This is a genomic window from Rahnella aquatilis CIP 78.65 = ATCC 33071, from assembly GCF_000241955.1.
Lineage (GTDB): Bacteria > Pseudomonadota > Gammaproteobacteria > Enterobacterales > Enterobacteriaceae > Rahnella > Rahnella aquatilis.
In genome coordinates this window covers 2,184,116-2,209,188 of sequence record NC_016818.1, presented here as the reverse complement: position 1 = coordinate 2,209,188, position 25,073 = coordinate 2,184,116, and the positions used below count along the sequence as shown (strand labels likewise).

25 protein-coding genes are annotated in these 25,073 nt (G+C 53.9%); 8 read left to right on the top strand and 17 right to left on the bottom strand.

Annotation, left to right across the window (positions count from 1 at the left end):
* Positions 1–46: 46 nt before the first annotated feature.
* The 11 genes from RAHAQ2_RS10150 to RAHAQ2_RS10100 form a co-directional block, all read right to left on the bottom strand.
* Positions 47–817 (bottom strand): enoyl-CoA hydratase, encoded by a 771-nt coding sequence (locus RAHAQ2_RS10150; protein WP_015697141.1) that lies wholly within the window; start codon positions 815–817, stop codon positions 47–49.
* Positions 814–1,707, bottom strand: coding sequence for a 3-hydroxyacyl-CoA dehydrogenase family protein (locus RAHAQ2_RS10145; protein ID WP_015697140.1), 894 nt, complete (start codon positions 1,705–1,707; stop codon positions 814–816). Before RAHAQ2_RS10145 ends, RAHAQ2_RS10150 begins: the two co-directional genes overlap by 4 nt.
* Positions 1,708–1,722: 15 nt before the next feature.
* A complete protein-coding gene (locus RAHAQ2_RS10140) occupies positions 1,723–2,925 on the bottom strand; it encodes a CaiB/BaiF CoA transferase family protein (protein ID WP_015697139.1) in 1,203 nt (400 codons plus the stop codon).
* Positions 2,922–4,466 carry an HAL/PAL/TAL family ammonia-lyase gene (locus RAHAQ2_RS10135; protein ID WP_015697138.1) on the bottom strand — a complete coding sequence of 515 codons (1,545 nt, stop codon included), beginning with the start codon at positions 4,464–4,466 and terminating at the stop codon, positions 2,922–2,924. Before RAHAQ2_RS10135 ends, RAHAQ2_RS10140 begins: the two co-directional genes overlap by 4 nt.
* Positions 4,463–5,347 (bottom strand): ABC transporter substrate-binding protein, encoded by an 885-nt coding sequence (locus tag RAHAQ2_RS10130; RefSeq protein WP_015697137.1) that lies wholly within the window; start codon positions 5,345–5,347, stop codon positions 4,463–4,465. The genes RAHAQ2_RS10135 and RAHAQ2_RS10130 overlap by 4 nt, the downstream gene beginning before the upstream one ends.
* A 34-nt stretch (positions 5,348–5,381) precedes the next feature.
* A complete protein-coding gene (locus RAHAQ2_RS10125; protein WP_015697136.1) occupies positions 5,382–6,089 on the bottom strand; it encodes an ABC transporter permease in 708 nt (235 codons plus the stop codon).
* The gene (locus RAHAQ2_RS10120) at positions 6,086–6,736 is read right to left on the bottom strand and encodes an ABC transporter permease (protein WP_015697135.1); all 651 of its coding nucleotides are present in this window, start codon (positions 6,734–6,736) and stop codon (positions 6,086–6,088) included. The genes RAHAQ2_RS10125 and RAHAQ2_RS10120 overlap by 4 nt, the downstream gene beginning before the upstream one ends.
* 4 nt (positions 6,737–6,740) lie before the next feature.
* Positions 6,741–7,835 carry an ABC transporter ATP-binding protein gene (locus RAHAQ2_RS10115; protein WP_015697134.1) on the bottom strand — a complete coding sequence of 365 codons (1,095 nt, stop codon included), beginning with the start codon at positions 7,833–7,835 and terminating at the stop codon, positions 6,741–6,743.
* Positions 7,836–8,097: 262 nt separating this feature from the next.
* Positions 8,098–8,946, bottom strand: a complete 849-nt coding sequence (locus RAHAQ2_RS10110; protein ID WP_015697133.1) for an AraC family transcriptional regulator — start codon at positions 8,944–8,946, stop codon at positions 8,098–8,100.
* Between the two features lie 165 nt (positions 8,947–9,111).
* The gene (locus tag RAHAQ2_RS10105; protein WP_015697132.1) at positions 9,112–9,879 is read right to left on the bottom strand and encodes a phytanoyl-CoA dioxygenase family protein; all 768 of its coding nucleotides are present in this window, start codon (positions 9,877–9,879) and stop codon (positions 9,112–9,114) included.
* Positions 9,880–10,026: 147 nt separating this feature from the next.
* Positions 10,027–10,923: a LysR family transcriptional regulator gene (locus RAHAQ2_RS10100; RefSeq protein ID WP_015697131.1), complete on the bottom strand. Its 897-nt coding sequence runs from the start codon at positions 10,921–10,923 to the stop codon at positions 10,027–10,029.
* Positions 10,924–11,078: 155 nt separating this feature from the next.
* Here RAHAQ2_RS10100 and RAHAQ2_RS10095 point away from each other — a divergent pair, with 155 nt between their 5' ends.
* The 3 genes from RAHAQ2_RS10095 to phoA all read left to right on the top strand — a co-directional run bounded on the left by RAHAQ2_RS10095 (position 11,079) and on the right by phoA (position 14,470).
* Positions 11,079–11,804, top strand: coding sequence for a pirin family protein (locus RAHAQ2_RS10095; protein WP_015697130.1), 726 nt, complete (start codon positions 11,079–11,081; stop codon positions 11,802–11,804).
* A gap of 531 nt (positions 11,805–12,335) precedes the next feature.
* Positions 12,336–12,611, top strand: a complete 276-nt coding sequence (locus RAHAQ2_RS10090) for a helix-turn-helix domain-containing protein (protein ID WP_223509806.1) — start codon at positions 12,336–12,338, stop codon at positions 12,609–12,611.
* Positions 12,612–13,039: 428 nt separating this feature from the next.
* Positions 13,040–14,470, top strand: coding sequence for an alkaline phosphatase (phoA, locus tag RAHAQ2_RS10085; protein WP_015697128.1), 1,431 nt, complete (start codon positions 13,040–13,042; stop codon positions 14,468–14,470).
* 132 nt (positions 14,471–14,602) lie between these two features.
* Here phoA and kdgT read toward each other — a convergent pair whose 3' ends face one another.
* Both kdgT and fsa read right to left on the bottom strand, forming a co-directional pair.
* On the bottom strand, positions 14,603–15,601 hold the full coding sequence (gene kdgT, locus RAHAQ2_RS10080; protein ID WP_015697127.1) for a 2-keto-3-deoxygluconate transporter: 999 nt from the start codon (positions 15,599–15,601) through the stop codon (positions 14,603–14,605).
* 259 nt (positions 15,602–15,860) lie between these two features.
* Positions 15,861–16,526: a fructose-6-phosphate aldolase gene (gene fsa / locus RAHAQ2_RS10075; RefSeq protein WP_015697126.1), complete on the bottom strand. Its 666-nt coding sequence runs from the start codon at positions 16,524–16,526 to the stop codon at positions 15,861–15,863.
* A gap of 148 nt (positions 16,527–16,674) precedes the next feature.
* Here fsa and RAHAQ2_RS10070 point away from each other — a divergent pair, with 148 nt between their 5' ends.
* The 3 genes from RAHAQ2_RS10070 to RAHAQ2_RS10060 are packed head-to-tail and all read left to right on the top strand — an operon-like array spanning position 16,675 to position 20,816.
* Positions 16,675–17,574 carry a glycyl-radical enzyme activating protein gene (locus RAHAQ2_RS10070; RefSeq protein ID WP_015697125.1) on the top strand — a complete coding sequence of 300 codons (900 nt, stop codon included), beginning with the start codon at positions 16,675–16,677 and terminating at the stop codon, positions 17,572–17,574.
* A 5-nt stretch (positions 17,575–17,579) separates the two neighbouring features.
* Positions 17,580–20,012 (top strand): formate C-acetyltransferase/glycerol dehydratase family glycyl radical enzyme, encoded by a 2,433-nt coding sequence (locus tag RAHAQ2_RS10065; protein WP_015697124.1) that lies wholly within the window; start codon positions 17,580–17,582, stop codon positions 20,010–20,012.
* Between the two features lie 60 nt (positions 20,013–20,072).
* Positions 20,073–20,816 carry a DeoR/GlpR family DNA-binding transcription regulator gene (locus tag RAHAQ2_RS10060; protein ID WP_015697123.1) on the top strand — a complete coding sequence of 248 codons (744 nt, stop codon included), beginning with the start codon at positions 20,073–20,075 and terminating at the stop codon, positions 20,814–20,816.
* 31 nt (positions 20,817–20,847) lie between these two features.
* Here the strand turns inward: RAHAQ2_RS10060 and araD are convergent, their stop codons facing one another.
* Positions 20,848–21,543 (bottom strand): L-ribulose-5-phosphate 4-epimerase, encoded by a 696-nt coding sequence (gene araD, locus RAHAQ2_RS10055; protein ID WP_015697122.1) that lies wholly within the window; start codon positions 21,541–21,543, stop codon positions 20,848–20,850.
* A 272-nt stretch (positions 21,544–21,815) separates the two neighbouring features.
* Between araD and osmB the strand changes: the two genes are divergently transcribed.
* Positions 21,816–22,034 (top strand): osmotically-inducible lipoprotein OsmB, encoded by a 219-nt coding sequence (gene osmB / locus RAHAQ2_RS10050; protein ID WP_015697121.1) that lies wholly within the window; start codon positions 21,816–21,818, stop codon positions 22,032–22,034.
* A gap of 229 nt (positions 22,035–22,263) precedes the next feature.
* Here the strand turns inward: osmB and yciH are convergent, their stop codons facing one another.
* Positions 22,264–22,593, bottom strand: a complete 330-nt coding sequence (gene yciH / locus RAHAQ2_RS10045) for a stress response translation initiation inhibitor YciH (protein WP_015697120.1) — start codon at positions 22,591–22,593, stop codon at positions 22,264–22,266.
* Between the two features lie 11 nt (positions 22,594–22,604).
* Positions 22,605–23,333 carry an orotidine-5'-phosphate decarboxylase gene (pyrF, locus tag RAHAQ2_RS10040; protein WP_015697119.1) on the bottom strand — a complete coding sequence of 243 codons (729 nt, stop codon included), beginning with the start codon at positions 23,331–23,333 and terminating at the stop codon, positions 22,605–22,607.
* Positions 23,334–23,524: 191 nt separating this feature from the next.
* Between pyrF and RAHAQ2_RS10035 the strand changes: the two genes are divergently transcribed.
* Positions 23,525–23,812, top strand: coding sequence for a hypothetical protein (locus tag RAHAQ2_RS10035; protein ID WP_015697118.1), 288 nt, complete (start codon positions 23,525–23,527; stop codon positions 23,810–23,812).
* Positions 23,813–23,898: 86 nt separating this feature from the next.
* Here RAHAQ2_RS10035 and lapB read toward each other — a convergent pair whose 3' ends face one another.
* A complete protein-coding gene (lapB, locus tag RAHAQ2_RS10030) occupies positions 23,899–25,068 on the bottom strand; it encodes a lipopolysaccharide assembly protein LapB (protein ID WP_015697117.1) in 1,170 nt (389 codons plus the stop codon).
* Positions 25,069–25,073: the final 5 nt, after the last annotated feature.

Below are 25,073 nucleotides of genomic sequence, written 5' to 3'. Positions count from 1 at the left end.
CGGAACACGGCGGCGGACGAATTTTCCGGACGTTATTCGCCGGACGTTATTTGCCGGTAAACGCCGCCTGTTCTTTCGCCGCCAGTGCACGCATGCCTTCGTTGCGGTCTTCGCTGGCCGCAATCAGGGCCGACAACGAACGTTCATAACTGACGCCCGCCGTTAAGCCCATATCAAAACTCGCCAGCACGGCTTTTTTGGCCATCTTAATGGCAAGCGGTGCAGCACGGGAAATATTCTGCGCAATCTTTAACGCCTGTTCCGTTAACGTTTCCGGCGTGGTGATACGGCTGATCAGTCCGGCGGCCAGCGCTTGTGCGGCAGTGATTTTCCGCCCGGCGAGGATGATTTCCATCGCCAGTGATTTCCCTACCGATTTGACCAGCCGCTGGGTGCCTCCCGCGCCGGGGATAATGCCGATGTGCGTTTCCGGCAGCCCGATAATGGCTGTGTCATCGGCAATCACGATATCGCACAGCAACGCCAGTTCCAGCCCGCCACCCAGCGCATAACCGGATAATGCCGCGACAACCGGCGTTTCAATGGCGGCAATCTGATCCCATTTCTCACTGAAACCGCTGGTGTAAAGGGCTATCGCTGAGGCAGTGGCCAGCGTGCCGGTATCGGCACCGGCAGCAAACGCGCGCGCCGAACCGGAAATCACTATCGCGCGGATCTGTTTATCACCGTCCAGTTCACGCATTTTTTCCAGCAACTGCGTCAGCATTTCTGCACTCAGGGCATTAAGTTTTTCCGGCCGGTTAAGAATGATATGCGCCACGCCCTGATGACGTTCACAGCGGATAAGTGCGCTCATGGTTTTTGCATCCCGCTGATGGCAAGGATTGTGGCGTTACGGTGCGCGAGACCTTCTTCAATAGCCTGCGCCGTCCACGGATAAAACCCGGCGCCGGTTTTGGTGCCCAGATTGCCCTGCTCAATGTGCGCCAGCAACCACGGCGGCAGCTCGTCGTCGCAGGATAAGGCTGGCAGTAATATCGCGGCGACATTTTTCACCGTGTCCAGTCCGGCAAAATCCATCAGCTTCAGCGGTCCCATCGCCGACCAGCGCGGTGCAAGCGTACTTTGTACGGCAAAATCCACGTCTTCAATGCTGGCAATTCCGGCCGTGACCAGATGCAACGCCTCGCGCAGCATGGCGTATTGCAGCCGGTTGACGATAAAACCCGGCGCTTCTTTATGAATGGTCACCGTCTGTTTGCCCAGTTGCTGACAAAGCGCGGCGGCCTGCTGACGCGTTTTCTCATGCGTTTGCGGCCCGCAGACAATTTCCACCATCGGCATCACCTCCGCCGGATTAAACCAGTGCAGGCCGATAAAGCGCGACGGCACCGCCAGCACGCTGGCAATCTGCCCGACCGGAACGCTGGAGGTGTTAGTGGTCAGCAGGCAGTCGTCGCTAACCTGTTTTTCGATCTCCTGAAAAATCTGCTGCTTGAGTGCCAGCACCTCAGCGATATTCTCTGAAACAATCTGTGCGCCTTTCAGACATTCCGCCAGTGACGTGGTGAAGGTGACCGACGACGCCAGCCCGGCGGCGATGCTGTCGATCACTGTTGCAGCCTTGTGCAGCGAGTTTTCAGTGCGCGAATAAAGCGCCACCTTAAAACCGCTGGCAGCAAATACCGCCGCGATGCGCGCGCCCATGGTGCCCGCGCCAATCACCGCAACTTGTGTGGATCCCATCTTGTCTGCCTCCGGTTAAATAACGCCCTGTTGCGTGAGTGTGTCCATCTCCTGCGAAGACAGACCCAGTTGCGCACTGAGAATGGCACGGGTGTGTTCGCCAAGTTGTGGCGGCATTAAATCGGGTATCTGTTTCATGCCGCTCAGCTTCACCGGCTGCGGTAAGATACTGATTTCACCGGCGACCGGATGCATCACCTGATGCAGTAATCCGCGTTCGGCGGCATGCGGGCTTTGCAACAGTTGATCCAGCCCCCAGACCGGGGCGGCAGGAATGCCGTCTGCATCAAGCAGGGCGAGCGCCCCGTCCACGGTTTTGTCGTGCAGCCATTCTTCAATCAGCACCCGTAATTCGTACTGATGTTTCAGGCGCTGCGGATCCGTGGCAAAGCGCGCATCCTGTACCACTTCCGGTTTGCCAATGGCCTGTGCCAGACGGCGGAACAGGCTGTCATTGGCGACGGCAATCACCAGATAACCGTCGGCCGCACGGTAGCTGTCCATGGGGGCGCTGATAGGGTGTGCATTACCCAGCCGTCCGGCCAGCGGCATGCCGCCCAGCAGTTGTGTCAGCGAGACCATTTGCATCGATACCATCGCATCGAGCATCGCGACATCCACATGTTGCCCGAGGCCGGTAATGCCTCGTTGCAGCAATGCCGCCAGAATGCCCCACGAACAGTACAGCCCCGACACCACATCACCAATCGCATCCCCTACCCGCGTCGGTTCGCCGTTCGCCCAGCCGGTGACCTGCATGATGCCACCCATCGCCTGGATCACATGATCATAAGCCGCTTTATGCGCCAGCGCCCCGTGCTGACCAAAACCGGAAATACTCGCATACACCAGCTTCGGATTGATCTTCTTCACGGCGTCATAATCAATGCCCAGACGGGTGGTCACACCGGGCCGGAAATTCTCCACCAGCACATCCGCGCCTTCAATCAGTTGCTCCAGCATTGCCCGCCCTTGCGGAGATTTCAGGTTCAGCGTCAGGCTCTTTTTGCCATGATTGAGCAGCATGAAATAGGTGCTTTCACCCTTAACATGCGGGGTGAAATCGCGGGAATCGTCGCCTTTCCCCGGCATTTCAATTTTGATCACTTCCGCACCCAAATCATTGAGCAGCGAAGCGCAGTAAGGTCCGGCCAGCACGCGGGAAAGGTCGAGCACTTTGATCCCTTCCAGCGGCCGGGATGTTGCTGATGCACTCATGCGGTTTCTCCGTCAGCCATGTCTGCGAAAATCAGAGGGGTCAGCGCGCGGAAGATATCGCCCTGTTTGATGAGCTGGCGGATGGCCAGCATATCCGGGTACATTTCCTCGTCACTTTGCCGGAAGGCCACCTGCTCACGCACCAGAGACAGCACGGTTTCCGTGCCCGCCGACGCGCGCAGTGGCCGGTGGAATTCCACCGCCTGCGTGGCACACAGGATTTCTATCGCCACGATATCAATGGCATTTTCAACCGCATCAAGGGCATTGCGCGCCGCTGTCACGCCCATGGAAATATGGTCTTCCTGTCCGGCACAGGTGGAAACGGTATGCACGCTGGCCGGTGCCGCCAGCGCACGGTTTTCCCCTGCCAGCGCGGCGGCAGCGTACGGCGGGATCATCATCCCTGAATGTGCCCCGCCACCCGCCACCAGAAAAGCCGGTAATCCGCTGAGATGGCTGTTCGTCAGGCGGTCAGAACGGGCCTGCGAACCGGTGCTGAGTTGTGCAATGGCAATCGCCAGCGCATCCAGACACAGCGCCACCGGCGCACCGTGCCCGTTGCCGCCCGGCAGTACGTTCAGCTCGCCGTCTTCCACCATAAACACCGGATTATCTGTGACAGAATTGATTTCCGTGGTCAGCGTTTTCAGGCAATAACGCAACACGTCCCGCACCGCGCCGTGCATTTGCGGAATGCAGCGCAGGCTCAGCGCGTCCTGAACGCGAAAATCACGGTATTTATCGAGGATCTCACTGTCTCGCAGGAGACAGCGCAAAATCCGCGCAGTTTCCTGCTGGCCATCGTGCGGGCGCAGCGCGTGAAGACGGGCGTCATATCCGCGGATATTCCCCTTCAGCACTTCCAGGCTCATGCCCCCTGCGGCATCCGCCACCGGCAGCAATTCGCGGAAGGTGTCTGCCGCCAGACACCCCAGCGCAGTGATTTCATACGTGCCGCTGACCAGCGCATGCCCCTCGCGCGGGCCGGGAATACGCACGGCAATCCCCGCCCGTTCCAGCGCTTCCCGTGCCGGTAACAGTTCGCCCTGATAGAACGATTTTCCGTAGCCGAACACCGACAGCCCGATATGCGCGGTGGCAATCAGATAACCGACTGACCCTTTGGCGGGTGACCACGGCGTCACCCCCTTGTTAAGCATCCCGGCCATCGTCTGCACCAGCGCCGGACTGACGCCGCTGAATCCCTGTAGCAGGGATTTCATCATCACCGCCATCATCGCCCGCACTTCATGCTGCGCCAGAACCGGCCCCGTACCGCAGGCATGGCTTTTCAGCATATTGATCTGCACGTCGGAGATTTGCTCCGGCGACAGGCGCTGAGTGACCAGGTCGCCCACGCCGGTGGTCAGGCCATAAATCACTTTATTGTCAGCAATCGCCTGCCTGATTTTCTCGTGCACGATCAGCATGGCCTCTGACGCTGACGGGTCCGGCAGCACCGGCGCCCCGTAAGCGATATCCGTGATGTCACGGACGGTGGTTTCCGCCGTGCCTAAAATGACAGTACGCGTCATCATTTATTCAGCCCGTGCCCGGTCAGCCACTCTTTTGCCACGGCATCCACACTTTCGAAGTTCGCCAGTTTGCCGTTCATCACGATCAAATCGCCGGTGGTCAGTTGCCTGGACACATTGTTCAGCGTGGTTTCCACCACTTCGCTGGCTTTGTCTTTAGCAATCAGCGGCACAATGTTTTGCGCCGGGAATAAGTGTTTTGAATCTTCCAGCGCCACCAGATTTTTGGTTTTCATCGCCGGATCGGTTGAAGTCATGTCCGCCACCTGAATCTGATTGTTGGTCAGTGCAGACAGCGTCAGCGGACCGGCAACATCGAGCACTTTGAAATTCTTAAAGGTCAGTCCGTACACTTCACTCAGCCCCTTCACCCCTTCACGACGGGTTTTCCATTCTGCCGGGCCGCCCAGTACCAGCGTTTTTGCCACCGGTGCCAGGTCACTGATGTCTTTCAGATTGTGTTTTTTGGCGGTTTTCTCAGTGACCGCCAGTACATCGCTGTCCTGCGCAGCAGAAATATCCAGCATTTTGATTTTCTCAGGCAGTGCTTTGGCCAGCGCCGCCGCCACATCTTCTGAAGAATGCGCCTGGGTTTTTTCGTCGAGATAACTCAGCGTGGCACCGCTGTATTCCGGGATCAGGTTGATTGAGCCGTCGAGCAGCGCAGGCATATATACCTCACGGCTGCCGATATTAAGTTTGGTTTCCACCTTGACGTTTTTCGCCGCCAGCGCCTGCTGATAAATCGTGGCAATCAGCTGGCTTTCCGGGAAATCCGCCGAACCGATGATAATGGTGCCCGCCGTGTCAGCGGAAAAAGCGACAGGGACGTGTACGACAGCAGCAGAAAACAGGGCAACGGCGAGCAGATTTTTCAATTTCATTTTTGTCAGGCTCCGGAATGAGTGAGTAGATAATTCAGTTATTTGATAAAGGAATTGTTTTTTTACGGCGACGCTCACGTTGCCGTAATCCTGGTGAAACAATGAAACGAATTAAAAAAGAGAAAAATACATCAACCAGTAACGCTAATATTCCCACCATAAAAGCACCCGCAACCATTTGCGGATAATCATTCTGCGCACGGCCATCAATAATCAGCCGCCCCAAACCGCCCAGGGAAACATAGGCAGCAATCGTGGCCGTAGACACAATTTGCAGCGCAGCACTGCGGATGCCGGATAATATCAACGCCATCGCGCAGGGTATTTCCACCGTCAGCAGTAATTTCAGCGGTGAATATCCCATGCCGGTTGCGGCGTCAATAACCGCCGGATTGATCGCCCGGATACCGGAATAGACCCCCATCATGATGGGCGGCAACGCCAGAATAATCAGCACAATCAGACAAGGCACAATAAAGGCCAGATCCGATTCAAACACCGGCCCGAATATAATCACCAGTAAGATGATCAATCCGAATGAGGGCAACGCACGCATGGCATTGGCGCTGCCGATCAATAACGTCGCACCTTTGCCGGTATGACCGACATAACACCCGATCGGAAAAGCGATGATGACCGCAATAAACAAGGCTTCAATGCTGTAAATCAGATGCTGAAATATCAGCACCAGCAGGCCGTCATCGTTGAGCCAGTGACCGGAGTCCAGCAACCAGTTAATCATTTAGCGTTCCTTTTCGGTTGCCAGGTGGTCATTTTATTGCCGGTACGCAGCACCAGATTATCCAGCAACAGCGCCAGCACAATACACAGGAAAATACCGGCAATAATCGGCGTCAGGAAATGTAACTGGAAACCCTGGGTGAATAACGCCCCCAGTTGCGGCATGCCGACCAGTGCTGAAATGGACACAATGCTGACGTTCGATACCACCACCACCCGCATACCGGCGGCAATAACCGGCACGGCCAGCGGCAATTCCACGCTCAGAAAACGCTGCAATGGCCGGTAGCCCATGGCGACGGCGGCCTGACGGGTTTCATGGGGAACAGAATCCAGCCCGTCGCACACGGTGCGGATCAGCAGCGCAAACGCATAAAGCGTCAGGGCCACCACGACATTCACCGTGTCCAGAATTTTTGTCCCCAGCAGGCCGGGTAATAAAACAAATAACGCCAGAGAAGGAATGGTATAAAGCAAACCTAATACATTAAGAATACCGTCTTTAAATTTCCCGCAGCGGTGCAAAATACCGCCTACCGGAATAGCCAGTGCCAGCCCGATTAATACCGGAATAACCGACAGGTAAATATGCCAGCCGAGCAGCGTGGCTATATTTTCCCGCTGCTGAAATAACCAGTCAAAACGCATGGCATTACCTCACAGCGCGGGAATGAGAAAGTGAAAATACCTGTTCGATATTTGCCGTGCCGATAAAGCGCTGATGTTCATCAACCACGATACCGCGCTGACAGGGGGAACTTAATACCGAATCCATGAGCTGACGCAGGGTGCCATTTTTCGGCGCAAAAGTGCTGCCGAGATTAATATCTTCAGGGTCTACGGTGATTTTATTTTGGGTCACATCATACCAGCCGAGCGGACACTCATTTTCAACCACCAGCAACCAGGCATTATCTCCGGCAAGGGCTCTGGCTTCGCTGACGGAAATACCCGGCGCGATCACCGGTTCTTTCGTCAGGCTGATATTCTCCGGGATCCTATCAAAGGAAAGTTTACGGTATCCGCGGTCACGGCCAATAAAATCAGCAACAAACGCATCCTGCGGTTCATTGAGCAACTTAACCGGCGAGGCGATTTGCGCCAGACGACCACCGGGGCGGAAAACGGCGACCTGATCGCCTAATTTCATCGCCTCATCAATATCGTGAGTGACCATAATAATGGTCTTGCCGATTTCACCTTGTAATCTTAAAAACTCATCCTGTAACTGTTCGCGCACCACCGGATCGACGGCGCTGAAAGGTTCGTCCATCAGCATGAATTCCGGGTCCGACGCCAGCGCACGCGCCACGCCAACCCTTTGCTGCTGACCGCCGGACAACTGCCACGGATAGCGCTCCGCCATCGTCAGGGAAAGCCCGACCAGTTCAAGTAATCCGAGGGCTTTTTTACGGGCTGCCGTGCGTGTCGCCCCGTTGAGCAGCGCCGTGACCGCAATGTTGTCCTGCACGGTTTTATGCGGAAACAAGCCGGCATTCTGGATCACATACCCCATTTTGCGGCGCAGTTTGACCAGATCCATGTCAGCAGCAGGCTGTCCGTTCAGCAAAATGTTGCCTGAAGAGGGTTCCGTTAGCCGGTTGATCATGCGCAATGAAGTGGTTTTGCCGCAGCCCGACGGTCCGACCAGCATGGTAATTTTTCCCGTCGGCGCGCTGAACGACAGCCTGTCTACCGCCACCGTACCATCTGCGTAAAATTTGCTTATGTTCTCAAATGAAATCATTAGGTTTCCAGCCACATTACGGAGTGTTTTTCACAGGGCGCCTGCTGGTTATTATTTTGCAGACCTGACATGTACTAACTTGTATGTACAACCTAGCAAGCACAGTGCCAACTTCGCAAAACGCAGGGACAGTGGCGGATTTCGGCGGATATGGCGGGCAGTGAGGCAAAAAAGTGAACGGGGAATGACGTTTTTTTGCACCAGAAACACACTGTTCGCCCCATTGCGGTGCGAAATATTTTACGTTCTGGCTACAGGCGGGTTACGACTTTCGCTCCGACAACTGACTCAGCCACTGGCTGCGATATTCAGAAGGCGAACGGGCGGTGCTTTTGCGAAAAACACGGCAGAAATAGTTGCTGTCAACGAAGCCGCTGCTGGTCGCCACTTCTTTAATCTTCAGTTCATAGCCTTTAAGCAACAGTTTTGCCTTTTCCAGCCGGACGTGATTGAGGTACTCGCTGAAGCCAATATCACCGGATTTGCGAAATAAATGAGACAGGTAATTCGGCGTGATATGGAAACGCTTTGCCACATTTTCACGCGTCAGCGGCAGGGAGGCATTCTCTTCAATATACTTTTTGATTACCTCAAAAAGCGCCCCGCTGCGGGTGAGGATCTGCGCCCTGTTGGCGAGTTGTTCCTGGCAATGGCTTAACAGCCCCGCCACCACGCAGCGCGCGGTTTGCTGGTCGTCAGGCGTGGAGACAATTTCATTCATCGCCTGCAACAAAAACGAGCCCACGCGCGGGCCAAGGCGCGAAACACTTTGTTTATCCGTGCTGGTAAATGTCACGCCATCCCAGAACTGCAAACTGAAACCCAGTTTTTCTTTGCTGAACAGAATACTCAAAACTGTCGCGGGTTTGTCCCACACCGTCAGATTCCACTTTCCACCCGGAATGTACAGCGCATCGCCCTGCCTGAGCAGCCCTTTACCTGCGGCAATGCTGCGATCGCGGACTTCACCTTCAATCACAAATTCAATACGGGGAAAACTGACCACCGAGGCCAGATCAGGTGGCGGCTGGGAATTATCAGGAAACCTGACAGCAAACGCCTCACTGCCGGACAGCGACCGGAACAGTGTTTCTATCACGTCTTGCAGCATGGCAGTCTCTCAGAGGATTTCTTTTCATCATAACATACACGTAACAAATACGCGGTGATGCAGCCTGCCGCACTGTGACCGCCCTCTGATGTCCGGCAAAAAGCCCGGTAAAAGACAATAAAAAAGCCTGACCGGCAGGCCAGGCTTCAGGAAATAAACAGCAATTCACAGCACGTCGAGCAGCCATTTCTGTGCAGGAGTCAGGCGGCTTGCCGTTTCCGGCTTCAGCCATTTACGCTGGTCCTGCTGCTGGGCATCGGCGCGGTCGATATACAAACTGTGCAGCACGCGGCGACGGGTGCCGGCGCGGTTATTGGTGCCGCCGTGCCACGCGTGAGCGTTATAGATCATCACACTGCCCGCCGGTGCCTCAAACACCACTTCATCAGGATGCGATAATTCAACATCCGCCAGCACATCCTCCGGCAGTTCCGGGCGGTGATGGGTGCCGGGAATAATGCGTGGTGCGCCGTTGGCGGCGCTCAAATCGTCAATCGCCACGATGGCATTGACCAGATGCACTTTCGGGAAATCCGGACGCGGCTTTTTCCAGTCGGCGTGCAGCGGCTGATGGCCGCCCCGGTGCAGTGCTTCGCGCCCATTGAGGCTCGAAACCTTAAACGCACCGCCGAAGATATGGTGGCAGACGGACAGGATCAGCGGATGCGACCACACTTTTTCCCACACGGTACCTTTGTTGATCATATTGGCGATACGGGTTGCGGTGGCTTCCTGATGGTGTTCAACGGCGAGATTATCGCCCTCCTTTTCCACCAGCGCGTCAAAGGTGGCGCGCATATCTTCCAGCCAGTCCTGGTCGATAACATCGTGAATAACAAGGTATCCGCGCGTCTCCAGCTCGTCAGCCTGCGCTGGCGTTAACGGTTGTGTTGCGCCCAGCGCAGCAAGATATTGTTCAGATGAATGATTCATTTTCCGCCCCTTCAGTTAACGTTCTCGTAACATCAAAGTACGGCAGTTTTTATAGGAAAAAACGATGCAAATCCTACAAAACACTGGATTTATGTGTGATCGCTAAAAAAATGTGACGCGGGTCAGCTAACATCTGCGGCGCGTATCTCAGGCCGACACCAGCAGTTGTGCCTTTAGCCTTTGCTGTAAAAAATCGAGAAATACGCGGGTGACTTCGCTGCGCTGGCGATGCTGCGGATAAATGGCGTGCAGGCTGAGCGAGCCGGGATGAAATGCATCCAGTACCCGAACCAGTGCGCCATATTGCAGCGCCGGGCCGACGATAAATTCCGGCAGTAATACCAGCCCGAGTCCGGCGACGGCCGCATCGCGCAGCACTTCGCCGTTATTGCTGACAATCGGCCCGCGCACCTCGAACAGACGGCGTTTGCCGTGCAGTTCCAGCTCCCAGCCGGTCTGCCCTTCGCGCCCGTAACGCAGACAATCATGATTGAGCAAATCCTCCGGTGTTTCCGGCATCCCCTTGCGCTGAAGATATTCCGGGCTGCAACAGATAGCCCGCTTCAGCTCGCCAAGCCGCCGCGCCACCAGCGAGGAGTCCGCCAGATTACCAATGCGCAGCGCGATATCGAAACCTTCACCGACCAGATCAACATAGCGGTCAACCAGTTCTACCTGAAACTGAATCGCCGGATGCTGGCCTAAAAATTCGGCAATCAGCGGCGAAAGATGGCTGATACCGAACGACATCGGAATGCTGATGCGGTACGACCCCTGAAGCGCCTGCCGTTTGGGCGACACCGCCCGTTCGGCCTCTTCGATATCGTCGAGGATCCGCTGCGCATGTTGCGCGAACAACTGGCCGGATTCAGTCACCGACAGTTTGCGGGTGTTACGGTTGAGCAGCCGCGCATTTAAACCAGCCTCCAGCGTTGCCATGCGGCGACTGACATATTGCTTTGAAAGCATCAGTTGTTCAGCCGCAGCGGTAAAATTCCCCGCTTTCACCACGGCAATAAAAATACGAAGATCTTCTATCTGCATCTTGTCTGCCCTTTTATTATCACGTCACTTATTGTCAACTCAAACGTGACAGTGATAGTCAAACCATCGCATTGTTGAGCAAATTAGTTTACGTGTATTCTCTGTTCATCGGAAGGGCAAACGCGCTTCCCCCCTGACAAACTGAGGAGTACATCATGATTGAACAACGTCTCTCTGAACAACGCGGATTGGGTGACCACGGCTGGTTGCATTCACGTCACACCTTCTCCTTCGCCAGTTACTGGGATCCAAAACAGGTTGGCTTCTCAGACCTGCTGGTCATCAACGATGATCAGGTTGCACCGGGCCGCGGCTTTGGCGCGCATCCGCACAGCAACATGGAAATTATCTCTTATGTGCTGGAAGGCGCACTGGAGCATAAAGATTCAATGGGCACCGGTTCTGTGATTGTCCCCGGCGACGTGCAACTGATGAGCGCCGGTTCCGGTGTGACACACAGTGAGTTCAACCACTCCGGTGAGGAAAACGTGCATTTCCTGCAAATCTGGATTGTACCGTCTGAAAATGGCACCCAACCGGGTTACCAGCAGGTGTCTGTTCCTGAAGCGGAAAAACGCGGCCAGTTCCGCCTGATTATCTCGCCAGCAGGTGACAATGGCTCACTGACCGTGCGTCAGGACATGAAAATTTACGCGGGTTTCTTCGACGGTGCGGAACAGGCTACCTTCGACCTCGACCCTGACCGTTATGCCTATGTTCACGTGGCTCGCGGCAGCATCAAAGTGAACGGCATTGAATTCAGAACCGGTGATGGTGCACGTATCCGTCAGGAAGATAAACTCACCTTCACGGATGGCGACCAGGCAGAAGTCTTGCTGTTTGATTTGCGTCCGGTGGAAGTGAATCATCCGACACGCTGATTATCCGACTCACTAATTGAACGTTTTTAAGCAGGTGTATTACTGGTTTTCCGGCAATGCGCCTGCCCTTTTATTATCCTCGTCCTCACGGACAAAAAAGCCTGCTGTCATTCTCTTCAACAGACCTGTTTCTCTGGAAAGCATATCCCATCTCTGTCGTTATCCAGTTGGTTTATAACCCTTCCTTACGTTATATTCGCCTCGCTGCGTGAAAAAACGCGGCGAGGTTTCGCAGCCTGAATACCACATCGGAAATACATATGTAATAATTATGTATTAGCCTCCGTACACCTGTCAGTTACAGATGCTTGTAATTTGTACATTCTATGGTGACTCTGGCAAGGCAGCCTCCGGGCTGGCCGGCTTCCGATGTGACCGGTACTGCGAACCTTGTCTGAGCCACCACCCTAAGAGTTTCGCAGCTCCAGTGGTGGTTAACTATCACATCGGAGAATACATATGAAACTGCCCCATAGTCCGACTTTTCTGCCGTTTCCTACCTCGTATATTCAGCAGCATGAGGGGGAAACCCTGATTAATCAGGACTGGCATCCCGCCGACATCATTGCCGCACTGCGTAAAAAAGGCACCACCTTGTCTGCGGTTTCACGCGCAGCGGGTTTATGTTCAACCACCTTAGCCAATGCGCTTACCCGCCCGTGGCCAAAAGGAGAATTGCTGATAAGCCAGGCTATCGGCGTGCCGCCTTCGATTATCTGGCCAAGCCGGTATTTCGATAAGCGCACCATGCAATTTGTTGAACGTCCGTTGCGCACGCCGGGTAAGAAACCCCCGTCAGACGAATAACCTCATCATCTCAGGGCGTTGTAAAGACGCCCTTTTTGTTCCTCTCCCTTATTTTTAATGCCCTGAATTCTGCACATCGCAACCATCATTTACCTCTGTTTATGAACGCATTGAAGTGTCTTTTCCTGGTTAGAACCTGCGAAAATCACAAAAGAATTGCGGTAAAAGAGGCAAGACCATCAGAGGGTTTTTATCATTCATAGAGCAACACCTGCCCTGCCTTAGACCTGATTTTTGCGGGCATATATCTTTTACTGACAAATGAGAAAAGAGATAAATATTTCGAAAAAGTGGGAAAGCCAGAGTCGGACTTAAGGGCTCTTTTCATTGTCATTAAAACGTCACAACTCTGACTTAACCTACCGGTAACAAAAAATATCTATATGTGTATTTCTATTTCCGACGGTTTATAAAAAGGAGTTTTAACAATGCAACAATCCGTATCTCTGGTCGCCCGCGCAATCACTGCCGCCCTGCTGCTCTCCGCTTCTGCCACCACCCTGGCCGCTGAAACTGACACGCTGACCGATCGTGCGGCAAAAGGTGTGCTGACGGAACCGGGCGGTGCCCGCCGTCTGAGCGGTGATCAGACCGCCGCGCTGAAGGCTTCACTCTCAGACAAGACAGTGAAAAACGTGATTTTGCTGATTGGCGACGGCATGGGTGATTCTGAAATTACATCTGCGCGTAACTATGCAGAAGGCGCAGGCGGCTATTTCAAAGGCATCGACGCCCTGCCGCTGACCGGCCAGTACACACACTATTCTCTCGATAAGAAAACGCAGAAACCGAGTTATGTGACTGATTCCGCAGCATCAGCCACCGCCTGGGCAACCGGCGTTAAAAGCTATAACGGCGCGATTGGTGTGGATGTAAACGGCAAAGATCACCAGACCATTCTTGAGATCGCCAAAGCTGCGGGTAAAGCCACCGGCAACGTCTCCACTGCTGAATTACAGGACGCAACCCCTGCTGCGCAAATCGCCCATGTGACCTCACGCAAATGCTACGGCCCGCAAGAAACAGCAGAGAAATGCGCCAGCAACGCACTGGAAAACGGCGGACGCGGTTCGATCACTGAACAGTTATTGCAAGCCCGCGCAGACGTCACGCTGGGCGGCGGCAGAAAATCTTTCAGCCAACTGGCGAAAGCGGGTGAGTTCCAGGGTAAGTCCCTGAAAGAACAAGCGCTGGCTCAGGGTTATGTGTGGGTGGAAAACGCAGAACAGCTCAACGCGGTCACGCTGGCAGACCAGAAGAAACCGGTTCTTGGCCTGTTCTCTGAAGGCAACATGCCGGTGCGCTGGCAGGGTCCGAAAGCCACTTATCACGGCAACATTGATAAGCCCGCCGTCACCTGCGAAGCCAATCCGCAGCGCACCGCCGACATCCCGACACTTGCCGCCATGACGGAAAAAGCCATCGATTTGCTGAAAGCCAATCAGAACGGGTTCTTCCTGCAGGTTGAAGGGGCATCAATTGACAAACAGGATCACGCCGCTAATCCGTGCGGACAGTTCGGTGAAACGGTGGATCTGGATGAAGCCGTGCAAAAAGCGCTGGAGTTCGCCCGTCAGGACGGCAATACGCTGGTTATCGTCACCGCCGACCACGCCCATTCCAGTCAGATTATCGAAACCGATGCACAGGCTCCCGGCCTGACGCAGACGCTGACCACCAAAGACGGTGCGCCGATGACCATCAGTTACGGCAACTCAGAAGATGATTCGCAGGGACATACCGGCACGCAACTGCGTATTGCGGCGTTTGGCCCGCATGCAGCGAATGTTGTCGGTCTGACCGACCAGACGGATTTGTTCTTTACCATGCGGGATGCCATGGCGATTAAAGCGCAATAACGTTGAAAATGAGGGTTTTGCTTTGCTCCTCCCCCTGCACCAAACTGGTGTCCACGTTTACGGCTTCAGTTCAAAACCGAAACTATCACAATCCTGAACCGGGGGGATTGAACGCCCCCCAACCGCTCTACCCTATTTGACACTCGCCATCGGCGGATCCATCGCCACTTTGCCTTTCACCGCTTTACTCTTCACTCTTCTTGACCACATCGCGGTCAGAATCGGTACCAGAATTGAGGTGACGATAACCGAGGTGGCGACCAGCGCTGTTGCAGCCGGGGCAATGGGTTTGAACTGCGGCACCATTTCGGCAATCAGGACCGGCGTTGCCACAGCGGCACCGGCAGAACTGGAGGCGGCGAGACCGGCGGTACCGTCACCGCCTCCGATGAATTTGTCGGCGAGGATCAGCGGGATACCGGTGATAACGATAACCGACACACCCAGTAATATGCCTAACAGGCCGGTTTGTGCGATGACGGTCAGGTTGATGGTGTTACCGAGTGCGAAGGCGAAGAACGGGATCAGCGTTTGTACCGCTTTGCTGAAGAATTCACGCAGTTCAGGGTCGAGATTGCCTAAGCCGAAACCGACCAGGAACGGCAACACGGCGCCGACGAAGACGTGCGGTTCAAAAGAGGCGATGCCTGCTGTGCCGAGGATCACCATGGTCATCAGCGGGCCGGATTCCAGAGACATCAGCACAAATGCGCCCGCCTCTTCTTTTGTGCCGTATTGCTGCATTACTGAGGCGTACAGACCGCCGTTGGTCATGTCCATCGCTGCCACCAGCGCCAGCACGGAAAGCCCGGCGAAGAAACCGAATTCCACGCCATTTTCCGGCATAAACCGTGATGCTATTGCCGCCACAACCCAGGCAACCGCGATTTTGGTGACCACCAGGGTGCCGGATTTGCGCAAGACCGTGCCAGTTGCGCTGAGTTTGATGGAGGCCCCCATGCAGAAGAACCACACCGCCAGAATCGGTACGGTACCGGTCATCAGTCCGTTGGTGAAGGAACCAAAATATTTACCGGAATCAGGCGCGAAGGTATGACACAGCGCACCAATGAAGAGAGGCACCAACATCATCCCGCCAGGGATTTTTTCTATCGCTCGTTTAATGTGCATATTTTTTCACCTGATTTAAAAGTAACGGACTACCGAATGCCGCTACGTTATCCATTTCTCAGAGTGATAAAAGTGATTCACTTCATAAATTGAAACGATGTTTCTATTTTTTAGATCGCTAGTTTTATAAATTTAATTCGTCAATATTTGATTGCGGAGGGAAATCACATTTCCGAATTATTTGTACGAAAATTCTTAACGCACAAAAACAGAAAAGCCCGCAGCAGTTGCCTGTGCGGGCCGGGTGTCACGCAAAATATCAGCTCAGCGAGGAAGTGCCGAACGCCTGACGCCAGTCAGTATCAAACTTTTCAATCGCCGCGTTGACCGCAGGGGTATTAAGCAACTGTTCAGCGACATCAACCGGCAACGTGATGGACTGACAGCCTGCCAGCAGACAATCTATCGCCTGCCGCGGCGTTCTGAAACTGGCGGCCAGCACCTTCGATTGCGGCGCGTGCAGACTGAGCAAGCCCTGCAAATCTTTCACCATTGCGATGCCGTCACCGCCCTGCGCGTCCAGACGGTTCACGTAAGGCGCAACATATTCCGCCCCGGCGAGCGCCGAGAGTAACCCCTGACCTGCGCCATATACCGCCGTGCCCAGCGTCGGAATATTCATGCCCTTGAGCTTTTTAATGGCTGCCAGACCTTCACAGGTCACAGGCACTTTCACCACTAAACCGGACACCCTTTGCGTTAATAACAACGCTTCTGCAACCATTTGTTCGGCGTCGGCAGCCAATACCTGTGCGAACAATTTACCGTTACCGCCCAGAGCATCACGCAGTGCAGGCAACACTTCCCATAACGATTTACCTTCTTTCGCCACAATGCTCGGATTGGTGGTGACGCCCTGCAACGGCAGGATGCGCGACAAACGTTTTACCGCGATGACATCGGCAGTATCGAGATATAGCTCCATGACCTTTTCCCCTGAAACTTGTGAGTGAATGCAAAGTCCAGAGAGTGTACGCCAGCAAGCAGAAGGTTTGTTGATCATCATCAACATCACTTTCGAATGAAAGATAGTAAATTACGAAAGAAGATATTGAGCACCGAGGAGCATCAAGATGATTTTCAATGTGCAGCGTTATTCCACACATGATGGGCCGGGGATCCGCACGGTGGTTTTTCTGAAAGGCTGTTCCCTGAGCTGTACCTGGTGCCAGAACCCGGAAAGCCGTTCCGCCACACCCGACGTGCTGTTCGATTCACGTTTGTGCAGTGCGGGTTGTCAGCACTGCGCGAAGACTTTCCCCCATGCCGTCAGCGTGGAAAGCGGCAGTATTGCGGTTCGCAGAGAAAAATTTCAGGCCGAAGATCTCTGTCAGATCGGGCAGGTTTGTCCTTCCGGCGCACTGAGTGTTTGCGGCGATGACGCGGATATTGACCTCCTGATGCAGCAAATCCTGCGGGATAAACCTTTTTATACCCGCACCGGCGGCGGTGTAACGCTTTCCGGCGGCGAACCTTTCATGCAGCCACAAACTGCGCTGACACTGCTTCAACGTTGCCATCATGAAGGGCTGCACACCGCCGTGGAAAGTTGTCTGCATGTGCCGTGGAAATACATTGAGCCTTCGCTGGGGGCGCTGGATTTATTGCTGGCGGATCTCAAGCATGTGGCCGATGAACCTTTCCGCCGTCTGACCGGCGGTTCCGTCAAAAGAGTGAAGGATAATTTCCGTCGCCTGGCAGCGGCCGGACAAAAGCTCATCGTCCGTGTGCCGTTAATACCTGATTTTAATGCCGACCGGACATCCATCCGCCAGATCGTGGATTTTGCCGCGGACGAAACCGGCTGCGAAGCCATTCATTTTTTGCCGTACCACACGCTGGGCATCAATAAATATGTCCTGCTGGGACAACCCTATCTGGCACCACGCCAGCCGTTAAATGACCCTGACCTGCTGACGTTCGCTGAACAATACGCCGCAGAAAAAGGACTTTGTGCACAGTTAAGAGGATAAGAAAAATGACCCAACTGAATCTGAACACCCTTTCCGCCCGTATCCGTTCTCATAAAGAATCCCTGATCCACATCGTGAAGCCGCCGGTGTGTACCGAGCGGGCACAGCATTACACGCAGGTTTATCAGCAACATGCCGACAAACCGCTCGCGGTGCGTCGTGCCCTGGCGCTGGCTGAACATCTGAGCAAACGCACTATCTGGATCAAACATGACGAGCTGATCGTCGGTAATCAGGCCAGCGAAGTACGCGCCGCACCGATTTTCCCGGAGTACACCGTCGGATGGATCGAAAGTGAAATTGATGCTCTGGCTGACCGGCCGGGTGCAGGCTTTGCGGTCAGTGAAGCCAATAAGAAAATCCTGCATGAAATCTGCCCGTGGTGGCGCGGGCAGACCGTGCAGGACCGCTGCTACGGCATGTTTACCGATGAACAAAAAGCCTTGCTCGACAGCGGCATCGTGAAAGCCGAAGGCAATATGACTTCCGGTGATGCCCATCTGGCCGTGAATTTCCCGCTGCTGCTGGAACTGGGGCTGGACGGGTTACGCACTAAGGTGGATGAGCGCCGCAGCCGCATTCAGCTGACTGACTGGGAAGATCTGCATAAAGAGCAACTGCTGAAAGCCATTGATATCACGCTCGGCGCGGTCAGTGACCACATCGCGCGTTACGCACGACTGGCACGGGACATGGCCGCGACAGAAACCCGCGAGTCGCGCTGCAACGAATTGCTGATGATCGCCGCCAACTGCGAGGTGATTGCCCATCAGCCGCCACAAAATTTCTGGCAGGCGTTGCAACTGTGTTACTTCATTCAGCTTATTTTGCAAATCGAATCCAATGGTCATTCTGTGTCGTTTGGCCGGATGGATCAGTATCTGTATCCGTTTTATCGCCGTGACGTTGAGCTGGAACACACGCTGGAGCGCGATCAGGCCATCGAACTGCTGCAAAGCTGCTGGCTGAAATTGCTGGAAGTGAACAAGATCCGCTCCGGTACGCATTCCAAAGCGTCGGCGGGCAGCCCGCTGTACCAGAACGTCACCATCGGCGGTCAGAATTTGCATCACGGCGTGGCATCCGATGCCGTAAATCCGCTGTCATACGCCATTCTGGAATCCTGCGGACAATTGCGGTCCACTCAGCCAAATCTCAGCGTGCGCTATCACGCCGGCATGAGCAGTGATTTCCTTGATGCCTGCGTGCAGGTAATCCGCTGCGGTTTCGGCATGCCCGCCTTCAATAATGATGAAATTGTCATTCCAGAATTCATCAAACTGGGTATCGAAAAACAGGATGCGTATGATTATGCCGCCATCGGTTGCATCGAAACGGCGGTCGGTGGCAAGTGGGGCTATCGCTGTACCGGCATGAGTTTTATCAATTTTGCCCGCGTCATGCTTGCCGCGCTGGAACAGGGGTACGATGCGAAAAGCCATACCCGTTTCCTGCCGCAGGAACGAGGTTTGTCGCAGGGGAATTTCGATAATTTCGAGCAGGTTTTTGCGCAGTGGGATGAGCAAATCCGTTATTACACCCGTAAATCCATCGAAATCGAATGCGTGGTTGATACGGTTCTGGAAGAAAATGCCCAAGATATTCTGTGTTCGGCGCTGGTCGATGACTGTATCGAACGCGGGAAAACCATCAAGCAAGGCGGTGCGAAATACGACTGGGTTTCAGGCTTGCAGGTCGGGATCGCCAATCTGGGTAACAGCCTGGTGGCGGTGAAAAAACTGGTATTCGATCAGGGCCTGATTGGCCAGCAGGAACTGGCAGACGCGCTGGCGTCGGATTATGCGGGGCTGGACGGCGAAAGACTGCGTCAGCGGCTGATTAACGGCGCAGAGAAATATGGCAACGATCATGACGAGGTCGATAATCTGCTGGTGCGTGCGTATCAGTGCTATATCGATGAACTGTCGCATTATCACAACACCCGCTTCGGACGCGGCCCGGTCGGGGGCACGTATTATGCGGGCACATCATCTATTTCGGCCAACGTGCCGTTTGGTGCCGCAACCACCGCCACGCCGGATGGACGTAAAGCCTTTACGCCGCTGGCGGAAGGGGCCAGCCCGGCGTCCGGTACCGATCATCTCGGGCCGACGGCGGTGTTTAATTCACTGGGCAAATTACCGACAGCAGCCATTCTCGGCGGCGTACTGCTTAATCAGAAACTGAATCCGGCATCACTGGAAAATGAAAGCGATCGCGAGACGTTAATGCTCATGCTGCGGACATTCTTTGAGGAACATCGCGGCTGGCATGTTCAGTACAACATTGTTTCCCGCGAGACCTTGCTGAAAGCGCGTGAGGAACCGCAGAACTATCGCGACCTTGTGGTACGTGTTGCCGGTTACTCCGCATTCTTTACGGCCTTATCGCCGGAGGCTCAGGATGATATTATCGCCCGCACTGAACATTCACTTTAAAGTTCGCATCTGAATTTTACTTTCTCCGGGCGGCGCAGGCCGCCCGTATTTTGGGCGGTTATGAACGACAGACAGCAAGTTATTCTGCAATGGGTAAACGATAAGCAACGCATCAGCGTCAGTGAGTTGTCACAGATTTGTCAGGTGTCAGAAGTGACGATCCGCCACGATCTTACGCTGCTGGAACAGCGGCATTATCTGCGCCGCGCCCATGGTTTCGCTGTCGCGATCCAGACCGATGATGTGGATACCCGCATGATGTCGAATTTTGCCCAGAAGCAGAAACTGGCGAAGTTTGCGGCTTCACTGATCCACGATGGTGAGACGGTATTTTTCGAAAGTGGCAGCAGCATCGCCCTGCTGTCGCAATATCTTACCGACAAGAAGAACCTGACGGTGATTACCGTCAGCAGCTATGTGGCCTCTTTACTGAAAAGTATGCCCTGTGACGTGGTTCTGCTTGGCGGAATGTATCAGAAAACCAGCCAGACCGTGGTCGGCCCGCTGACCAGACTGTGTCTGCAACAGATGAATTTCAGCAAAGCGTTCATGGGGATCGACGGCTTCACCGATACCACCGGCTTTACCGGCCGTGACATGTTGCGTGCTGATGTAGTAAATGCGGTGGTGGCTAAAGGCGCGGAAAACATTGTGCTGACGGATTCATCGAAATTCGGCCAAATAAACCTTAACCCGCTGGGACCGGTCAGCGCCTTCAACCACGTCATTACCGACGACAAATTATCCCCTGAATATCAGCAGCAGCTTTCCGCCGCCGGTATTAAGGTCAGCCTGGTGGGCTGACCCATTCTTATCTGTCTCGGGTTGCAGGGGATTATTGGCCGTAGTAGGCATTCTTACCATGTTTACGCAGGTAATGCTTATCCAGTAATTGCGGCTGCATATCCGGCAACTGCGGCGTTAACTGGCGGGAGAAAATGCCCATGTAGGCGATCTCTTCCAGCACGACTGCGTTATGCACGGCATTATCGGCATCTTTCCCCCAGGCAAACGGCCCGTGCGAATGTACCAGTACAGCCGGGATGTCTGCCGGTGACAGATGTCTTTCTGCGAAGGTTTTGACGATCACTTCACCGGTTTCCCATTCATAACGCCCGGCGATTTCCTCTTCGGTCATCAGCCGCGTGCAGGGAATGTTGCCATAGAAATAATCCGCGTGGGTGGTGCCCCAGGCGGGAATATCCAAACCGGCCTGCGCCCAGATGGTCGCGTGGCGCGAATGCGTATGAACAATACCCCCTGCTTCCGGGAAATTCAGGTACAGTACCCGGTGGGTATCGGTATCGGAAGAGGGCTTTTTGCTGCCCTCGACGATTTTGCCGGTCTCCAGTTCCACTACCACCATGTCGTCCACGCCCATGTGGTCGTATTCCACTCCCGACGGTTTAATCACGACCAGGCCAAGCTTGCGGTCAACGGCGCTGACATTTCCCCAGGTAAAGGTCACCAGATTATGGCGAGGCAGTGCCAGGTTGGCCTCTAATACCTGCTCTTTCAGTTGCTTTAGCATCTTGGTTTCCTCTTATTGCGATGCTTTATTGTCTGGGTGGCGGGTGTATGCAGGTATGGGGAAAATCGCTAAAGAGTGCGTACAGATCTGCTGCAAACGTAAAAGTGCCCGTTTGTTCTACAAACCGTTGAATGTTTGTCCAGCTTTTTAGTCTTTTGTGTGGTGAGAAAGAGCATCCTTGGTGAATTAAGATTATTCACCTAGTGAATGTATACCAATTTCACTATTTTTAATTAACGGATGCACAACTGCGTCTGGATAGGAGAAAAATTATGATGCTCGTAAATAAACGTGTTGCCAGTATTGCACTGGTTCTGACTCTGGCGATGTCTGTCAGCGCTTGTGGTAACTGGTCTAAGCGTGATCGTAACACCGCAATCGGTGCGGGTGCAGGTGCGCTGGGTGGTGCAGTTCTGACCGATGGCAGTACCTTAGGGACGTTAGGTGGCGCGGCGGTCGGCGGTATCGTCGGACACCAGGTCAGCAAGTAAAACAACCGGGAGATAAGTTCTATTTAACTGGCATCAAAAACGTAAGCGTTAAGCAACGAATAAAGCTAAAAATAGGATTGGATTGTTTTTCAGGTCACCTTTATTGTCATCAGATGGATGACAAACAACGTGTTTTCGCGTTGTGATATCTCTAAAAGCTAAAGCAAGATGCTGCTCCTTTGCGGATGCAGCATCTTATTATTAACGGTCCGAGATCGTTACAGACAGATCAACCCCCCGCCAGTTTCACTTTCATCCCTTTGGCTTCCAGCAGTTGTTTGAGCAGGTCACGTTTATCACCCTGGATCTCAATCACGCCCTCTTTCACTGCACCGCCACAACCGCATTTCTTTTTCAGTTCTGCCGCGAGTTTTTCCAGGGCAATATTATCAAGACTGACACCGGTGATCAGGCACACGCCCTTTCCTTTGCGCCCGCTGGTCTGGCGCTGAATACGCACAATACCGTCGCCTTTCGGACGTTCTGCCACGGCTTTGGGTTCATCAATTCTGCCGCTGTCTGTCGAATACACTAAACGGCTGTTGCTGTCATTGCTCATGGTTTTCCTTCTTAGCGCAGTGAGGCAAGAATTTCACGCAAGGCCTGCGCCGGATCGGCAGATTGCGTGATCGGCCGGCCAATCACCATATAATCCACGCCTGCCGCCAGCGCGTCCTGCGGCGTCATGACACGACGCTGATCGTCTGTTTTGCTGCCAGCCGGGCGGATACCCGGCGTCACCAGTTTGAAGGCCTGCCCGAGAACGGATTTAAAGCGGGTCGCTTCCTGCGCGGAACACACAACGCCGTCGAGGCCGCAGTCACGTGTCAGGCGCGCCAGACGTTCAGCATAATCAGCCGGAGAAAGTTCGATACCTAAATCCGCCAGATCGCTGTCTTCCATGCTGGTCAGCACGGTGACGGCAATCAGTAACGGCGCATTTTTCCCAAAAGGTGCCAGCGCTTCTCTGGCCGCCGTCATCATGCGTGCACCGCCACTGGCATGCACATTCACCATCCAGACACCCAGATCTGCCGCAGCCGCCACCGCGCGCGCAGTGGTGTTAGGAATGTCATGGAATTTCAGATCCAGAAAAACGTCGAAACCACGGGTTTGCAGATCTTTAACCATCTGCGGACCAAAATGGGTGAACATCTCTTTGCCAATTTTAAGACGGCAATCACGCGGATCGATTTTGTCGGCAAACGCCAGTGCCGAGGCTTTATCTGCATAATCGAGAGCGACAACAATCGGTGATGTATTTAAGTCTTTGTTGTTAGTGTTATTTTCGGACTTCATCTCGTCAGCCTCTTGTCAGTTTTTAAATCAGGAAGGAAAAATATTATTTTTGCCGCCCGCATTTTACATGGCAAGGCACTGAATTCACAGCTACACATAATGTGACAGTTTTATTAAATTTTTGTGAAGCACTAGACGATGCAACAAGGCTGGCATAGCTTGTTACTTTTACTCTAAGGAAAGGCTGAAAAATGAGTGAGATAACAACCCTGACCGTTAAGATCCCGGTTGAATTAAAAGAACTGATCAAAAACGCCGCTGCAGACGCGGAACATTCATTAAGTGCAGAAGTCGCGGCACGCCTGGAAGAGAGTTTTAACCCTGCTGCGCCCAAAGGCAAAAAAGCCGCAAAAGCCACTGAACACGAAATTGATAATCAGCATCTTGCAGAAGAGACTGAACCGGCGCTGACCACCAAAGAAATCAAGAAATTACGTACGTTACTAAGTGCCCGTAAGACGAGCAGCAAGAAAAAGTAAGATTTAAACATCTCCCGTTTTCCCTAAATAATTCGTGTTGCAGAAAGGCGGTAAACGCATCTGCAACGCGAAGCAGGACGGGAAAACTACTGACCATCTAATCCGCGGATCGGTTTTATCGTTGCCCAGCCACGGCACGACGGGCAATGCCAGTAGAGTGAATGCGCGGTAAAGCCGCATTTATGACAACGATAGCGTGGCTTCGTCCGGATCTGTTCACCCACCATATCCCGCAACAATACCAGACTCTCTTTTGCACGCCCTTCTTCCGCATCGGCCAGGTGGTAATCCATCAGATGATGGAACACCCGCATGGTCGGATGGCGTTGCAACTGACGGTTGATATAGTTTTGCGCTGTCTCACGCCCTTCTTCGTCATGGATGATTTCAGCCAGCATCAGTTCTGCCGTAGCGCCGGTATTTTCGTCCACGCAACGTTTGAGAAACTCCGCCCATGCCAGCGTATCATCAAGATTCTGGTAACACTCCTGCAGCATCGGTAACGCTTCGCTGACCAGCTCTTTATCCTGCTCCAGCACCCGCTGCAAGGCCTCTGTCGCTTTGCGGTATTCGCCCTGCGCCAGTAAAATCCGCCCCTGCATAATGGAGACTCGGGCACAGAGTTTGTCCGCTGCTGCGGCTTTTTTCAGCAAGCCGGTCGCCTTATCGAAATCTTCAGACACCATTGCCTGCAATGCCAGTTCACACCAGAAATGCGCAATTTCTTTACGGCGGTTTTCTTTGCCGAGCTTGACCAGACGTTCCGCCACATCAATGGCGTTCTGCCAGTCGCTGGTGGCCTGATGAATAATCAACAACTGTTCCAGAGCAAACAACTGGAAATCCTGCTCTTTCACCAGCTGGTTGAACATGTCCTCCGCACGGTCATAGAAACCGGCAGCCATGTAATCCCGCCCCAGTTGCTGCACGGCAAGCAGTCGCTGTTCGAAAGTCAGCGAAGCGCTTTCCATCAGCGACTGATGGATACGGATCGCACGATCGACTTCACCACGGGAGCGGAACAGGTTACCCAGAGTCAGGTGCGCTTCGACCGTACTGCTGTCCTCTTTCAACATTTCGAGGAACAGGTCGACCGCTTTATCCTGCTGATTGGAAAGCAGGAAGTTAACCCCCGCGACGTATTCACGTGACAGGCGGTTAGCATTTTCCTGTTTGTCCTGCTGAGAACTTCTGCGCCCCATGTACCAGCCATAGGCGGCCGCAACGGGCAACAACAGAAACAGCAGTTCTAACATAGAGG